This window comes from Mesotoga sp. H07.pep.5.3 (genome assembly GCF_002752615.1).
In the GTDB taxonomy this organism is placed as follows: Bacteria; Thermotogota; Thermotogae; order Petrotogales; family Kosmotogaceae; genus Mesotoga; species Mesotoga prima.
Genome location: NZ_AYTV01000025.1, coordinates 41429 through 56720, shown reverse-complemented (window position 1 = coordinate 56720; position 15292 = coordinate 41429). Strand labels below are relative to the sequence as shown.

The 15292-nt window shown below is 44.7% G+C and carries 13 protein-coding genes, 1 tRNA gene and 1 riboswitch; of the genes, 8 read left to right on the top strand and 6 right to left on the bottom strand.

The window, feature by feature from the left end; all coding sequences use genetic code 11:
* Positions 1–10: 10 nt before the first annotated feature.
* On the top strand, positions 11–1411 hold the full coding sequence (locus tag V513_RS11440) for a PAS domain-containing protein (protein ID WP_014731602.1): 1401 nt from the start codon (positions 11–13) through the stop codon (positions 1409–1411).
* A gap of 227 nt (positions 1412–1638) precedes the next feature.
* Here the strand turns inward: V513_RS11440 and V513_RS11435 are convergent, their stop codons facing one another.
* The 6 genes from V513_RS11435 to yajC form a co-directional block, all read right to left on the bottom strand.
* A complete protein-coding gene (locus V513_RS11435; RefSeq protein WP_099772830.1) occupies positions 1639–3348 on the bottom strand; it encodes an NAD+ synthase in 1710 nt (569 codons plus the stop codon).
* Positions 3345–4253 (bottom strand): phospholipase D-like domain-containing protein, encoded by a 909-nt coding sequence (locus V513_RS11430; protein WP_257212091.1) that lies wholly within the window; start codon positions 4251–4253, stop codon positions 3345–3347. The genes V513_RS11435 and V513_RS11430 overlap by 4 nt, the downstream gene beginning before the upstream one ends.
* A gap of 45 nt (positions 4254–4298) precedes the next feature.
* Positions 4299–4374, bottom strand: a tRNA-Ala gene (locus V513_RS11425).
* Between the two features lie 54 nt (positions 4375–4428).
* Entirely contained in the window at positions 4429–5349 is a 921-nt protein-coding gene (gene secF, locus V513_RS11420) for a protein translocase subunit SecF (RefSeq protein ID WP_014731599.1), read from the bottom strand.
* Complete coding sequence (gene secD / locus V513_RS11415; protein ID WP_041928237.1) at positions 5346–6851, bottom strand: protein translocase subunit SecD; 1506 nt, start codon at positions 6849–6851, stop codon at positions 5346–5348. The genes secF and secD overlap by 4 nt, the downstream gene beginning before the upstream one ends.
* Positions 6852–6917: 66 nt before the next feature.
* Complete coding sequence (gene yajC / locus V513_RS11410) at positions 6918–7310, bottom strand: preprotein translocase subunit YajC (RefSeq protein WP_099772828.1); 393 nt, start codon at positions 7308–7310, stop codon at positions 6918–6920.
* A 155-nt stretch (positions 7311–7465) separates the two neighbouring features.
* Between yajC and frr the strand changes: the two genes are divergently transcribed.
* Genes frr through mutL form a run of 7 tightly spaced genes read left to right on the top strand, consistent with a single transcriptional unit; the run spans position 7466 to position 15126 of the window.
* Entirely contained in the window at positions 7466–8023 is a 558-nt protein-coding gene (frr, locus tag V513_RS11405; protein WP_041928234.1) for a ribosome recycling factor, read from the top strand.
* On the top strand, positions 8023–8706 hold the full coding sequence (gene uppS / locus V513_RS11400) for a polyprenyl diphosphate synthase (RefSeq protein WP_014731596.1): 684 nt from the start codon (positions 8023–8025) through the stop codon (positions 8704–8706). The genes frr and uppS overlap by 1 nt, the downstream gene beginning before the upstream one ends.
* The gene (locus V513_RS11395; protein WP_006487688.1) at positions 8706–9560 is read left to right on the top strand and encodes a phosphatidate cytidylyltransferase; all 855 of its coding nucleotides are present in this window, start codon (positions 8706–8708) and stop codon (positions 9558–9560) included. Before uppS ends, V513_RS11395 begins: the two co-directional genes overlap by 1 nt.
* Positions 9561–9572: 12 nt before the next feature.
* Positions 9573–12182 carry an alanine--tRNA ligase gene (gene alaS, locus V513_RS11390; RefSeq protein WP_014731595.1) on the top strand — a complete coding sequence of 870 codons (2610 nt, stop codon included), beginning with the start codon at positions 9573–9575 and terminating at the stop codon, positions 12180–12182.
* Positions 12169–12579, top strand: a complete 411-nt coding sequence (locus tag V513_RS11385; RefSeq protein WP_014731594.1) for a Mini-ribonuclease 3 — start codon at positions 12169–12171, stop codon at positions 12577–12579. The genes alaS and V513_RS11385 overlap by 14 nt, the downstream gene beginning before the upstream one ends.
* A 23-nt stretch (positions 12580–12602) precedes the next feature.
* Entirely contained in the window at positions 12603–13322 is a 720-nt protein-coding gene (gene rlmB / locus V513_RS11380) for a 23S rRNA (guanosine(2251)-2'-O)-methyltransferase RlmB (protein ID WP_236609153.1), read from the top strand.
* Positions 13323–13329: 7 nt separating this feature from the next.
* On the top strand, positions 13330–15126 hold the full coding sequence (mutL, locus tag V513_RS11375; RefSeq protein WP_014731592.1) for a DNA mismatch repair endonuclease MutL: 1797 nt from the start codon (positions 13330–13332) through the stop codon (positions 15124–15126).
* 2 nt (positions 15127–15128) lie between these two features.
* A riboswitch (cobalamin riboswitch) is annotated at positions 15129–15289 on the top strand.
* Positions 15290–15292: the final 3 nt, after the last annotated feature.

Sequence of the window (15292 nt, the reverse complement as noted above, 5' to 3'; positions counted from 1 at the left end):
GGTGAAGTCTGTGTTTGATTTCTATTCAAAGCCACGAATTATCCTGGTTGGAAGAAGCCAAAAGGATGCAAGAAGGTTAATTGAAGCTTTCGATGAACGCTTCGATGTCAGATACGTTGAAGAAGTATCTGACGAATACAGTCGCTTTTCTGATGCAATGGTCTTCGATTATGTCGGAGAAGACATAATCAGGAATCTTCGTTCAGGTTCCATTCCTTATCTGTGTCTCATTGGTAGCGAGAAGGCTATTGTGAAGTACTCTCTCGAACCTGGAGAGTATCTTCTCAAGGGGCCCGGTTATCTTCACTATCTCCCCGAGATAGTCTATTCGATGTTGGAAAAGCATCGTCTTCAAAAAACTCTTGATTTCGAACGAGAGAAGTACATGGGTCTGGTGAATAGCATGGGCTGCGGAATGCTAATCCTTAGAAAAAGAGACGGAAACGTGATCTTTTGCAATCAGGTCGCGCAGAGCCTTCTGGGATACACGGAGGAGGAAATCGAAAAGATGCGATTGCAGGATCTTGTTTACGACGAACCCTTTGCTTTGGAGACTATTCTGGGGATTGAGCATTTCGACACTGATCGAGAAATCGTTATGCTAACAAAAACCGGTGGAAAGACTTATGTAATTTTCAACACTTCTGAAATGCTTTACGGCGCAGAGAGTGTTGTTCAGCTGACCTTCATGGATGTCTCAAAACAGAAGAGAGACAGAGAAGAACTGATATTCCAGTGGCGTTTTCTTGACAATGCAGAGGAAATTGCAATAGCCATCGATGAGAAGGGAAGGATTGTATATCTGAACAAATTCGCTGCAGAAATCCATGGATATGATCTTGAAGAAATGCTGGGAGATAATCTTGCCTCATATTTGGTACAGGGTGAGGGAGAGGCAGAATCCATGCAGTTCTCGATGATGAAGTCCGGCAAGTGGAAGGGAAGACAACTTCACAGACGAAGAGACGGAACCGAATTCATAGTTGAAGCGAAGCGAAGCATGTTGAGGGTTGACGATAATGTCTATGAACTCGTTATTGGAATAGACATTACCGAGAACATTGAGCTTCAGAGGCGCAATAATCTTCATTCCCTGCTTCTAAACGGGACTGGTGATCTGGCGATCGCAACCGATATGAAGAATCGACTGATTTACTTGAATGAAGCTGCCGAGAAATACTTTGAAACCAGACTGGAAGATGAAGAAAATAAAGCTCTGGAGGACATTAGTTCAGAACCTCTAAGGAACTTCCTTAAGATTGCCGCTTCAAAGCCATCAGAGCCCCTTGAAAACAAGATCAGATTTCCAGTCAGGCAGGAATCAAATGCCGTCATTGAATTCACGGGGGAAATTGTACGCGATCACGATGAAGAAGTAGGCACAATCTTTATTGGCAGAAAGGTTACTTAGTCTCTTTCATTCCTCCATAACTGACTGCCTAGCGCAAATGACAATCAGTTTCTCGGCGCTTAAGATGGCGACTGTCTCTCGAGGAATCGAGATCTTGAAGCTTTCTTACTTGAGTTATCACACAGAGAATTCCTATCACATTACCAAATAAGGTAAAATACCAAAATTGCTGAAGACTACCTCGAATCCCTTGATGATATTTGCTCTGTTCAAAACAGTGGAGTGGTTCAGTAGTGATTGGTAATTGGCATTCTCCAGTCTTTTCCGAAAGCTCTCTTGGACACTTTTATTCCGGGAGGACACTGTTTGCGTTTGTACTCGCTCCTTCTCAAAAGTTTGAGCGAGTGCTCCACAGTATCCCTCTCAAAACCCTCCAGCACAATCTCTTCCGCCGACTGACCCTCTTCAATGTGAAGCCTGAGGATTTCGTCAAGAATCTCATATGGGGGAAGAGAGTCCTGATCTTTTTGACCTTCTCTCAACTCTGCTGACGGAGCTTTGGAAAACACATTTCGCGGTATCATATCTCTCTTCGCGAGTTCATTTATTCGCTCTGCGATTCTATATACCTGGGTCTTGTACAGATCCTTGAGGACGGCAAATCCCCCCGCCATATCCCCGTAAAGAGTAGCATAACCTGTTGCCATCTCACTCTTGTTGCCGGTAATAAGAACCAGCCATCCAAACTTGTTAGAGAGAGCCATCAGTATCATCCCTCGAATTCTTGCCTGCAGATTCTCTTCAGTAATATCTTCAGATGTCCCCGTAAACACTGGTTCTAGAGTGCTCAGTGTCGTACACATGATATCGTCTATTGGTATTTCCAAACCCTCTATTTGGAGATTATTCACAAGTTCCAGTGCATCTTTCTTTGATTCGCCGGAAGTTATCCTCGAGGGCATCATTACACCCTTAACATTGTCGTTACCGATTGCCCTAACAGCTAGTGCTGCTACTAGCGAGGAATCCATTCCCCCACTTAAGCCAAGAACTACCTTCTTGAAGCCGTTCTTTTTCACGTAATCTCTTATACCGATTTCCAGGGCCGCTATCAGCTCATCGTACTTGCAGAGTTCTTGACAGGAGCTATCAGGGTTTACCGATGGACTCTGTCGATGAGATGGTGTTATTGAGACCTCTTCGAGGCTTACCTGCATAGAATAGTCTTTCCTCTTTCCTTCGAAAAGGTTGTATCTAGTCGAAACATCGGTGTCTATATCGAGCAGAATTATATCTTCTTCAAAAGCCTTTCCTAGAAGCAATCTTCCATCCGGCATCGCTACGCAGCTTCTGCCGTCAAAGACTAGATCATCTTGACCACCCACCAGGTTACAGTATACTATGATGCTGGAGTACTCCATCGCCCTTGTAAGCAACAGAGCGGACCTTGTCTTGCTCTTCATCCCGGAAAAGGGAGAAGCTGAAAGATTGAGTATGAGATTTGCGCCTCCAATAGCCTGTTCGTTTATCGGGCCGGAAGGAACCCAGAGATCCTCACAGATATTTATCCCGATATTCGCTTCCCCGTATCTTACTAGTAAAGGGTGGCTTCCCGGAGAGAAGTATCTCCTTTCATCGAATACCGAATAGTTTGGCAGGCTCATCTTTCTATAGACGGCTCTAATCTCGCCCGAATGAATCACGGCAGCAGCATTGTAGATTTCGTTGGAGAAATCTACAAACCCAAGAACGATCATTGTTTTGCTTCCTTCTGTGTAGTTGGCGATTTCCTTAAGCGCAGCCAAATTCTCTCTGAGAAAGCCTGTGTTTAATAATAGGTCTTCAGGTGGGTAGCCCGTAATTGTCAGTTCGGGGAACAAAAGTATTTCCGAATCACTTGCGGTCGCCTTATCAATTGCCTCTATGATCTTATTCTTGTTGCCGTTTATATCTCCAACAGTCGTATTTATCTGAGCCAGCGCCGTTCTGACAATCATCTTGAGACCCCCCTTATATACTCGAAATGATTCACAAATTCCTTTGCAAGTTCTCTCGAGTCGATTATAGCAACTACCTCTCGATTTTTCCCCCAGCCGCTCAGAGACGCATTCGCCGAACCAGTAATCACAGTTTCTCCGTCAACGACAAATGTCTTGTCGTGAATTGTGACAGCACCGCCTTCATCTACTTCCATTCCAGAAGTTAGATATTCCCGCAAAGGAGAATCCTCGTTCCAGCTGTCTACTATTCCAGTAACCCTCACTCCAATGGAAGCGCAAAATTTCAAAGCTGCTAAGATTTCCGGGTCGGTAAAGGCAAACATAGCGAAACATATCTCCCTTCTAGCTCCCATAAGCTCCTTTATTACTCTTTTCCTTGCCTCCTGTGAAGGGCACAAGTAGAAATCAATGTTTCCAATATTAACTTCGTCCAAAGAGACCCCAGTTTCAATTGCTTCAAAGTATCGTAGAAACAACTCAGCTACCGATGGAGATTCGAAAACCAAAAAGCTATTCGAATCTTCTCTTAGGCTTCCTTCAGTGAAGTTGCCCGTTCCGAAGACAACCACTTGTCTGTCAACGACAAGGAATTTCGAGTGGACTAGAGCCGCTGCAGTATCGCTCCTGATTTCAAACTCCGGTGATTTTGCGAAGGCTCTATCCACAGTCGAATCATCGATCATCACCTCAATTCTTACTCCCCTTCTTTCAAGGTTATTGAGACATTTCATTATCTCGGTTTCATCAAGAGAGTAAGATACCAAGATAACTTCTTCTTGCGCATCCTCAAGAACGTTCAGTATTCTTTGCACCGCTCTCCCATCATCAGTGAAAAACACAGAGGGGACTGCAACTAGTGCGGCTTCAATTAACACCAAGACAAAAACGAGGAGTCTCTTCATCCACATCACCAAAATTGAAAAAGCGGAGAACTCACGTTCCCCGCCTGGTGGAGACGAAGGGATTCGAACCCTCGGCCTATACAATGCCATTGTATCGCGCTCCCAACTGCGCTACGTCCCCACTCTAAAAAAATTATACTCTACCAGGTTTCACTTTTCAAGAGGTAGACAACGATCAAGCGTGGCTTCTGCTCTCTGATCTCTTCAACCACTCGATAACGACAGGGCTGGAGATGTACAGAGAGGAATATGTTCCAACGACAACACCGACCAGCATTCCGAACGCAAATGGTCTCAAGACCTCTCCCGAGAATATGAAGAGAGTGAGAACAGCCAGAAAAGTGGTCAAAGAAGTGTTTATCGATCTAACTATTACATCATTGATACTTGTATTTACCACTGTTTCTATCGTCTTTCCCCTCATCTTCTTGGTATTCTCCCTAATTCTGTCGTAAACGACGATCGTGTCATTGAGAGAGTATCCAACCAAAGTAAGGAGTGACGCAACTACCGGTGCATTGAACTCAATTCCGAAGATACTGTAGAATCCCAGTACTATAATCACATCGTGAATAAGCGTTAGTATAGCTCCTACTCCAAAAGAGAACTTGAATCTAATCGTTATGTATAGAAGAAGAAGCGCCATGGACACTGTTACGGCAATCCAAGCATATCCCCTTATCTCCTGGGCAGCATATCCCGAAATTGTACTCACAGAAAGTATATTGTCATTTGTAACATCTTTCACTTCTAGTCCGGCCAGCATCTTTGCTGTTATGGATTCTTCACTCTCTGAAGTATTGACGATAATCGAGAATCTACTCCTCTGTTCGGAAGAACCTTCTTCGGTAAGCGGTCTTTGTTTTATGATTCTTGCAGCCGCAAAATCGGGGTCCTCTGCGCTCAGGAGCTCTCTCATCTCAGCCACAGTCATATCGACATCCTGGACGGAAACGCTTATTTCGATTCCGCCGGTGAAGTCAACTCCAAAATTGAATCCTTTTGTGAAAATGAAGATAACAGAGACGACAATCAGCACAAGGGAAAGAGCAATGAAATACTTCCTTTTTCCGACGAAGTCTGCTTTGAAGGTCATCTTGCATCTCTCCCTTCCGTTTCAACTTCAACGTAGCGATGGGGTTTGAGACTTCCCGCCATTCCCGTAAGTACGGTTCTTGACACCACTATATTTGTGAACATTGCGCCTACAACGCCTATTATAAGTGTGACTGCGAATCCCTTAACCGTACCCGTTCCAAAATAGAAGAGAACGAGACCGGCGAGTATTGTAGTGAGGTTGGCGTCGAAAATCGTCCACACAACCTTAGAAAAGGCCGAATCTATTGAGTTCTCCGGCGTCTTTCCCAACCTCAATTCTTCTTTTATTCTCTCGAAGATCAGAACATTTCCATCGACTGTCATTCCTATTGTCAGAACTATACCAGCTATACCAGGCAGTGTGAGAATTGAACCGGTAAGAGATATCATTCCAAAGAGAAGCACCGCATTATACAGCAAGGCGATGTCTGCCACAATACCCATCTTCTTGTAGAAGACAACCATGTAGATCATTATTATAACGATACCTGCTACTCCGGCCCAAAGGCTTGAATTTATGATATCTCTGCCGAGCGTGGGCGACAAAACTCTCTTGTTGAACGATGCGAGATCGACGGGAAGATTTCCACTTCCGACAAGAATGGAAACTTCCTTCGCTTCTTCGATTGAATTCAAACCCTCAATTACGGCATTTCCATCGGAAATCTGAGACTGAACTAGAGGTGCGATGATTACCCTATCGTCCAGGACAATTGCGAGCCTCTTCTTCATATCGGTATCGGCATATGTGGACTTCACTGAAGTAATGTCCCTAAAAGTCTTCGCACCTTCGGAACTGAACTTCAGAGAAACCATGAATCTTCCTTGCCCGGGTCTGGGCTGATTGTTCACCAAAGGCTTAGCATCTGTAACCACGCTTCCGTCAAGCTCTGCATAGCTAGACCCTATGCTGACTTTGGGACTGATGAAATACCATGTGTTGTTCTGTACTCCTCCGACGTATTCTCCGTAGTGAAGTTCCTTGACCCAGTAAGGTTCGGCTCCTTGAAGCTTTCTCCTGCTTATCTCCAGCGACATTCCTGCTGGGATAGAAGGCGTAGAAACCGAAGTTTCAATCGCGAGAACATCAGCAAAATAGAGCCTCCCGGTCTTTCCCACTAGACTCTCGGCTCTAGATACATCTGTTATTCCAGGAATTTGAACTCTCACTCTCACAGGTGGAATATCTTCCCCAAACGAAATTCCCGTGGTAACCTTTTCTACTGTTGCTTCAGTGAATCCGGCAGCATCCAGTCTTGCCCTCAAAACTTCAATGACTCTGTCTGCAAGTGCATTCATCTCTTGATCAGAGACATCGGTAAGCATCTGGTACTCAAGAAGAGCTCCACCCTTTATATCAAGCCCTAACTTGATGTTCGCAGCCAATTTATCTATGAAGCTGCTTCCGGCTGGTGCACTACCGTGAGGTATAAGTAGTGGCAATAATGCCGCAACAAACACCACAACGGTAACGATCAAGCGTTTTTGGTTTGCTCTCATACGGACTTTGCCCGAAAGACTCGGACAGACACCCCCTTCCAATATCTACAAATGTACCTGAAACTATTACTGTTTGACATTCACATCGGGTTCTACTTCTTCTTTGTCATTCTCGCCTTTATTAACTACGACGGCGATTGCCTTTCTTGTAACATCAAGTTCTGTTCCGGTGCCGGTCCTGATCCTTAGGCTGTCAGGTTTTATCATTGTAATCTTTCCGATGATTCCGCCGGCCGTAACTATTCTATCGCCAACCTTGAGCTTCTCCATCATCTGCTTGAACTGCTTATCCCTCTTTCTTTGAGGCATAATTATGAGGAAATAGAAGAAAGCAACCATAAGAACTAGCAATATGATTATTCCTGAGAAGCCCCCGCTGGTTGCTGCCCCCGGATCTGTCGAAGGAGCTGCCACATCTCCTGCCGGGGCATATGCAATGAAACTAAGGACTGAAAACATTTACATACCTCCTGTCATGGTTAGAGCACCTGTATGATTTTACCAGAATAGACTACCCAATTCAACTAACAAACCTTTTTTGCAGTTCTGACGCTACTAATACGAAAAGCCTTACATGATATAATTCCGTTGACATACGAGAGAAAGGGAGGAAGATCATGAATAGCCTGCTGAAAGATGCTGAAAACCGAATGAAGAAGAGCGTAGAAAAAATCGTGGAAGAGTACGCCCAAATGCGTACGGGCAGACCTTCCCCTGCCCTTCTTGAGTCTGTAAAGGTCGACTATTACGGAGTGCCTACACCGATTAACCAGATAGCCACAATCACAACTACCGAAGACCGTTCTTTAGTCATTAAGCCCTGGGATAGAAGCGTCCTCAGCCAAGTTGAAAAAGCAATCTTTGCCTCTAAACTTGACTTGACTCCCATAAACGACGGGGTCAATATCAAGTTGAACTTTCCTGTACCGACGACGGAACAGAGAGAAAAGTGGGTGAAGATCGCAAGAGATAATGCGGAGAAGGGAAAGATAGCTATTAGAAATATCCGAAGAGACGTTATAAAGGAAGCTAGAGAACTTGAAAAGGCATCAGAGATGACTGAGGACGATCTTAAGAAATTCGAGGAGGAAATTCAGGAGCTTACAAATCGATATATTGAAGAGATGGACAAGGCCTTTGAAAAGAAGAGTAAGGAGATCATGGACTTTTAATGGCCTTTCCCGTTCATGTAGCCTTTATAATGGATGGAAATGGCCGATGGGCCAAGAAAAGGGGACTTGAGAGAATTGAAGGACACAGAAAGGGTGCTGAAGTAGCGGACGCCGCCTCTCACTGGTGTGCAGATCTTGGAATAAGATACGTAACACTTTACGCGTTTTCCACGGAGAACTGGAGGCGTCCAAAGGAAGAAGTCGAATTTCTATTTGAACTGATGCTCCTTTACATAAGCAGCAAAGTCGGCAGTATGCTGGAAGAGGGCGTTAGAATGCGATTCATGGGGAGGCTGAACGAGCTTCCTCCTGAACTCGGGGACTTCGTCTTTCAGATCGAGAACAAGACTTCGATGGGTAAGAAACTTGATGTTATCGTAGCCCTTAATTATGGTGGAAGGGCAGAGATTGTTGACGCGGTAAACGAGATTCTTAAGATCGGAAAGGAACAAATATCGGAAGAAGACATAGCCATGAATCTTTATCTTCCAGATGTTCCCGAACCCGATCTGATCATTCGAACCTCTGGAGAAGAAAGACTCAGCAACTTTTTGACGTGGCAATCGGTATACAGTGAGCTGTTTTTCACTGGAACTCTGTGGCCTGATTTCACGAAAGAGGAATTCCATAGAGCAGTGGACGATTACTCAAAAAGGAAAAGAAGGTTTGGTGCATTGGACTGATGAAGAAAATCTCGGAGACAGGTATCAGGATAGTGACCGCTGCCGTTGTGGCTCCTTTTGTCATTCTATGTTTCGTTAACTATTATTCATTCATTGGATTGGTCTCTGCCGTGGTGCTTTTTTCAAACTATGAATACCTAAAGTTCAGTTTAAAAGAGCGGAACCATCAGTCAGTCAGAATTGCTCTGTCCGGGGTAATACCTGCGATAATCGTTGCTTACGGAATACTTCTCGATAGATTTGCCAGAGTTGAATCTGCAGCTCCTAGACCGGAGTTGATTTTTGCAGTGGGTGTGATTTCTATTACTTCGATAGTCATAACTACAGTCGCCGATGTAAGGAGTGCCAAAGAGATAATAGCTAATTCCGTATTCTCCCTTATATACATTGGCTTCGATCTTGCATTCTTTTATCACATCTATCTCGGGTTCGGTTCATCTATGGCGTTGATGTCATTAACATCTGTGTGGCTATTCGACACCGGGGCTTACTTTTTAGGAAAGAAATTTGGTCACATCAGGATCTCTCCGAGTTACAGCCCCAAAAAGAGTCTCGAGGGAGTAATTGGTGGATACGTGACTTCTCTTCTTTTTATGCTTCTGTTCGTCTCTTTGAGCAAACTAACAGGACTTTACAACGGTCCCGACCTGGGAATACTTCAGTTCATGGTATTGGCAGTTGTGGTAGCCGTATTTGGTACAATTGGTGACATTGCCGAATCATCTTTCAAAAGATATCACGGTGTTAAGGATTCTGGCAGTTTGCTGCCTGGACATGGTGGTATGCTTGATCGTATAGACGGTGTTCTTTTCGTAACACCCATGTTTTATATTTTCCTTACTCTTTTGACTTGAGGAGGCAAGATAGTGAAATACATGACTGGCGCTGAGATAAGAGAGAGTTATCTCAAGTTTTTTGAATCTAAAGATCACAAAAGGTTGCAGAGTGCTTCATTGATACCGAACGATCCCCAGCTGATGTTCACAGTCGCCGGGATGGTTCCTTTTAAACCGATCTTCTGGGGCAAGATAGAACCCACTTACAGAAGAGTAACAACCTGTCAGAAATGCGTAAGGACTAACGACATCGAAAACGTAGGAAGAACCCCTAGACATCAAACGTTTTTCGAGATGCTGGGTAACTTCTCGTTCGGCGATTATTTTAAGAGAGAGACCATAAAATGGGCTTGGGAATTTGTTACCGAGTATCTGAATCTCCCGGAAAACCGTTTGTGGGTTTCCGTCTATCTTGACGATGACGAAGCGTTTTCAATATGGAGAGATGAAGTCGGCATCCCAGAAAAGAAGATCATTAGGCTTGGAAAGAAGGACAACTGGTGGGGTCCGGCCGGGCCCTCCGGTCCATGTGGACCCGATTCAGAGATCTTCATAGACAGAGGTCATGGAGACAACTGCCCGGATCCCGAGAACTGCAGCCCCGCTTGCGATTGCGGTAGATTTCTTGAATTCTGGAATCTTGTATTTACAGAATTCAACCAGGACGAGGAAGGAAATCTCACTTACCTCGAAAGAAAGAACATCGATACGGGATTTGGCCTTGAAAGAGCCGCCTCGATACTTCAAGATGTCGATTCGAATTTCGACACCGACTTGTTCATACCGATAATCAAAAAGATTGAAGAGATCCTTGGAATTAAGTATAAGGAAAAACCGGGCTCCGATATCTCGATAAAAGTCATTGCCGATCATGCGAGATCGGTTGCATTTATGGTTTCAGATGGTATTCTTCCCTCTAACGAAGGTCGTGGATACGTACTCAGAAGAATTTTGAGAAGGGCTGTACGCCACAGTTCACTGCTCGGATACAGTTCCCCGTTTCTTTACCGAATAGTGGAGACAGTTGCGGATCATATGGGAAATGTATATCCCGAACTGAGGCAGAGGCTTTCATTCACTCAAGAAATCACTCTTAAAGAGGAGGAGAGATTCCTCTCAACACTTGTAAATGGTGAAAAGAGATTGAAGTCAGTACTTGTCGACAAGAAAGAACTTTCAGGTCCCGAATTATTCATGCTACACGATACTTATGGATTCCCCCTGGAACTTGTTGAGGAGATCGTTGCGGGTACCGGTGTAACTCTTGACAAAGAAGGCTATGAAAGGGAAATGGCGTTACAGAGAGAGAGGGCCAGGGAGGCAATGGGAGACAGAGAATATCTTAGCAACGTCGAAGCATATTCAACTATATTTCCTGTGACCGGCAATTCGAAATTCACAGGTTACTCGAGATTCGAAGACAAATCCAAGATCGTCGCCATTCTAAAAGAAGGTGACGCCGTAGAAACCCTTAGCAAAGGCGAAACCGGAGATTTAATCTTTGAAAAAACACCGTTCTATCCCGAAAGAGGAGGACAGGTTACCGATACGGGTTTGATCCGTACAGACAATGCTTCTGCAAAGGTCGAGAGAGTGTTCATACCTTACCAGGAGATGATAGTCCACAGGGCTTTTGTTGAAGAAGGTGCTTTACATGTTGGGGACAAAGCTTGGCTTTCGGTGGATGAGGACCGAAGAAAGGCGATAACGAGAAATCACACCGCTACTCATTTGCTGCACGCAGCGTTAAGAAAGGTGCTTGGGGAACACGTCCACCAATCTGGTTCTCTGGTTCAGCCAGATAGATTACGTTTCGATTTTTCGCATTTTCAGCCGTTATCGACAGATGAACTCAACGAAGTTGAAGAAATCGTAAATGAAGAGATCCTCAAGGCTAAAGTAGTAGATAAGGCAGAAAAAAGCTTTGACGAGATTAAAGGGCAGGATGTGATGGCGCTTTTTGAAGAGAAGTACGGCGACAAGGTGCGGGTAATATCAGTCGAAGGATTCAGCAGAGAACTTTGCGGAGGCACTCATGTTGACAACACCGGAGAAATCGGTCTCTTCAAAATCCTTTCCGATACCTCTGTTGCTGCAGGGACAAGGCGAATAGAAGCGATAACAGGAAAAACGTCTCTTAATTATTTCAGAAATCTGTTCAACAGGCAGAAAACAATAAGAGAAGTGCTTGAGGTTCCCGAAGATTTAATTATCCAGAGGCTTCAAGGGGTTTTGAACGAGCTGAAGTCAGGTGGACAAGAGATAAAAAGATTGAAAGAAAAGCTGCTCTCTGGAGACTCCCTGATGAAAGATAAGAAGATGATCGTTAATGGGACGAAACTGCTCATAAGAAGGGTCGAAAACGCTCCTTCTAGCGCCCTGAGAAATGGGGCCGATGTTCTTCTTAGCAAAGAAGGCGGCGGAATAGTGATAATATTCAACGAGCTGGAAGACTCAGTCTCGTTCGTTGTGAAGGTCGAGAAGAAACTTACTGACAAATTCAACGCAGGTGAGATCGCCAGGAAAATCGCAAGAGACCTTGGAGGGGGCGGTGGAGGTAGACCAGACTTTGCCCAGGCAGGTGGAAAGGATCTATCAAAGTTGCAAACATTAATCGAGAGGATTGATGAATACCTATAACAACGGTAACGACAAAAGGGATAATCTCTTTTCTTTCTCGGTAAGTCCTGACCAGTTGTCGCTTGACAGCCTTGCTTTCTTAGGAGATGCAGTTTATTCGCTCTATTTTCGATTGAATACCTTGCCGCAGGCCCGGAGGAGAGCAGGTCATCAGCACAACATAGTAAAAGATTACGTAAGTGCCTCAGGTCAAAGGAAAGCTCTTGAAGAAGTTGCTGACCTTCTTGATGAAGAAGAGAAAGAAATCGTCAGAAGGGGTTACAATTCAAGAGGTTCAAAAAAACATGGAGATGATGAGGACTATAAAATGGCCACCGCTTTTGAAGCTCTCATCGGATATTTATTTCTTGAAGGAAAGACTGAGAGAATCAGAGAGCTGTTCGAAAGGGTGATTTAATGTATTTACATGGAAGAAATGTATTGAGAGAGCTTCTCACAGTCGACTCTTCAGCTCTGAACGTAAAGCGCATAGTTTTCACTAATCAGAAAAATGTCGACTCGCAACTTCTTGAACTGGCTGAGGAATCAAAGGCAAGGGGATTCAGAATTGAAGAGATGGCACCAGAAAAGCTTGCCAATCTCTGTAGAGAGAAGAAGCATCAAGGCGTCGTGATTGATCTTAAACAGTTTCCTTACTCTGACTCCGAAGAGCTCCTCCGAGCAATTGAAGAGCAAAGGACAGCTACGATTGTACTTCTTGACCAGATTCAGGATCCGCATAATCTTGGTGCAATAATTAGGACTTCAGTGGCAGTTGGGGCGGATGCTATCGCAATTACCTCGAGTAACTCCGCGGAAATAACCCCGTCGGTTGTGAAAGTCTCTGCCGGTCTTGCTTTTAAAATTCCGATAATAAAGATAATAAATATGGCACAGTTCGAAGAGATTCTGAAGGAGAAAGGGTTCTGGATTTATGCTTCAGATATGGAAGGAATCCCTTATTATGAAAACGAATACTCTGAAAAGTCTGCTATTGTGTTCGGGAATGAAGGGAAGGGTGTAAGGCGACTGGTAAAGGAAAGAAGTGACCGTCTCATTTCGATACCTATGGAAGATACAGTGGACTCCCTTAATGTAGCCGCCTCGGCCGCAATTATTCTCTTTGACAGGCGTCGCCAGCTTGCCCTGGGAGGAGAGTGAGCTTTTTATGAGAATACACGAGCTCCCGACAGATGTTGTGAGAAAGATCGCGGCGGGAGAAGTGGTAACGGGTTGTTTTTCTGTTGTAAAGGAGCTTGTAGAAAACAGTATAGATGCAGGAGCATCATTAGTTGAAATCGAAATAAGATCCGGTGGTAAGGAATACATAATGGTTAGAGACAACGGTAGTGGGATGACTAACCAGGAAGCGAAACTTGCAATAAAACCCCATACTACGAGTAAGATCTCCTCGATAGAGGATCTTGACTCGCTCATTACGTTTGGCTTTAGAGGCGAAGCTCTCTCGACAATTGCTTCAGTTTCACGCATGCGTCTTTCGACCGCAGCAGATTCAGAAGAACTTGGGACGATCCTGGAAATCGCAGGAGGAAGTGTCACTGGGCAGAAACCCCTAAGCGGCTCAAATGGCACTTTCGTGGAGGTCTTTGATCTGCTTTACAACACACCCGCCAGAAGGAAGTTCTTGAAGTCCGCCTCAATTGAAGGTCGTATGGTAACTGAGATGATCCAGAGATTTATTTTAGCTTTCGAAAATGTCGATTTTGTGTATTCCCGTGATTCTCAAACGGTATTCGACACAAGAGGAGCCGGATCTCTTCAGGATAGGATCGCTCTCATCTATCCGGGGATCTCTACGAGGGATCTAATTCCCGTATCAGGTGATTCAGGCGAAATCAAGGTCAATGGTTACGTTACACTCCCTAGCCGCACGAGAAAAAACAGAATGGGTGAAAACATCTTTGTGAACAGAAGATATGTGAGACAATTCGAACTGAATTATGCACTGGAAAGAGGTTATGGCGAAACCCTTCAAAAAGGTAATTTTCCTTTTGCAGTTCTTTTTATTGATATTGACCCTCAGGAAGTCGATGTTAACATCCATCCACAGAAACTCGAAGTTAAGTTTGCTTCTACTGCAGCCGTTCTGGATGAGGTGAAGAGAGCAGTGCGGTCGGCCATCAAAGGTGCCGGTCATTTCACAATCAATATAGTCCATAGCGAAGAGAACATAACCGGAAGTTCGGAGGAACGGAAAGATGTCTCAGAGATTTATCAGGATCACGAAGTAAGTAATCACGGCTTCAAACACCCATGGAGGAACCAAAAAGTCTTCGATAACAATGCTAGCGACACCTACACGCAGTCCAGAATTGATCGTCACCATTTCAGATCATTTGCTCTTGGTGGAGAGCGTGAAGGTTCACCGGAAAAGGAAAAAAGTGGGGAAGGAAAAGTCAGTTTTATTGGCGTATTCGGAGAAAGGTATTTGATTGCGGAATCCGAGGACGGTCTCTTGTTGATCGATCAGCATGCCGCTCATGAGCGGATCATTTTCGAGACCCTCAAAGAAAGCAAGAGAATCGCCCCGCAAAATCTTCTAATGCCTCTTGAACTGAATCTCGAGAGGTCAAGAATGGATCTGGTTATCGCAAGAGAGGAAACGCTGAAGAAACTTGGGTTCACTTTCGATTTCGTCAATGATAAAATCATAATGGTCTCTATCCCTCAGGTCATGGGAGTAGAAGGCGTAGTCGATGTGCTAGAGGAGATTCTCGACGAAATGAGGCTTGAAGGTCTTGAGGATCCGAAAACGGTTTTCGATAATCTCCTGGCATCGATTGCATGCAAGGCTGCAATAAGGACCGGAAACAGACTTGACATAGGACAAGCGGAGGAGCTCTTCGAAGAGCTGAGAAGAAAGAATCTTCTTGTTTGTCCCCATGGAAGACCAATCTCCATGGTAATAAGACTGGAGGATCTGGACAGGTATTTCTCCAGGTAACTCTGAAAAACATAGCTTCATATCAAGGGAAACCGGTGTGAATCCGGTACGGTCCCGCCACTGTGAGCGGTACGAACTCTGCGAGTGCCACTGGGTAACCGGGAAGGCGCAGACATTAGGTTGATCCGCAAGTCAGGAGACCTGAGTGAAGCTCAGATATCACCAT

Bases quoted from the DNA above. Each gene is read 5' to 3' on its own strand.
- V513_RS11435 (WP_099772830.1), bottom strand. From the start codon at position 3,348: ATGATTGTCAGAACGGCGCTGGCTCAGATAAATACGACTGTTGGAGAT.
- V513_RS11430 (WP_257212091.1), bottom strand. From the start codon at position 4,253: ATGAAGAGACTCCTCGTTTTTGTCTTGGTGTTAATTGAAGCCGCACTA.
- secF (WP_014731599.1), bottom strand. From the start codon at position 5,349: ATGACCTTCAAAGCAGACTTCGTCGGAAAAAGGAAGTATTTCATTGCT.
- secD (WP_041928237.1), bottom strand. From the start codon at position 6,851: ATGAGAGCAAACCAAAAACGCTTGATCGTTACCGTTGTGGTGTTTGTT.
- yajC (WP_099772828.1), bottom strand. From the start codon at position 7,310: ATGTTTTCAGTCCTTAGTTTCATTGCATATGCCCCGGCAGGAGATGTG.
- uppS (WP_014731596.1), top strand. From the start codon at position 8,023: ATGGCCTTTCCCGTTCATGTAGCCTTTATAATGGATGGAAATGGCCGA.
- V513_RS11395 (WP_006487688.1), top strand. From the start codon at position 8,706: ATGAAGAAAATCTCGGAGACAGGTATCAGGATAGTGACCGCTGCCGTT.
- V513_RS11385 (WP_014731594.1), top strand. From the start codon at position 12,169: ATGAATACCTATAACAACGGTAACGACAAAAGGGATAATCTCTTTTCT.
- mutL (WP_014731592.1), top strand. From the start codon at position 13,330: ATGAGAATACACGAGCTCCCGACAGATGTTGTGAGAAAGATCGCGGCG.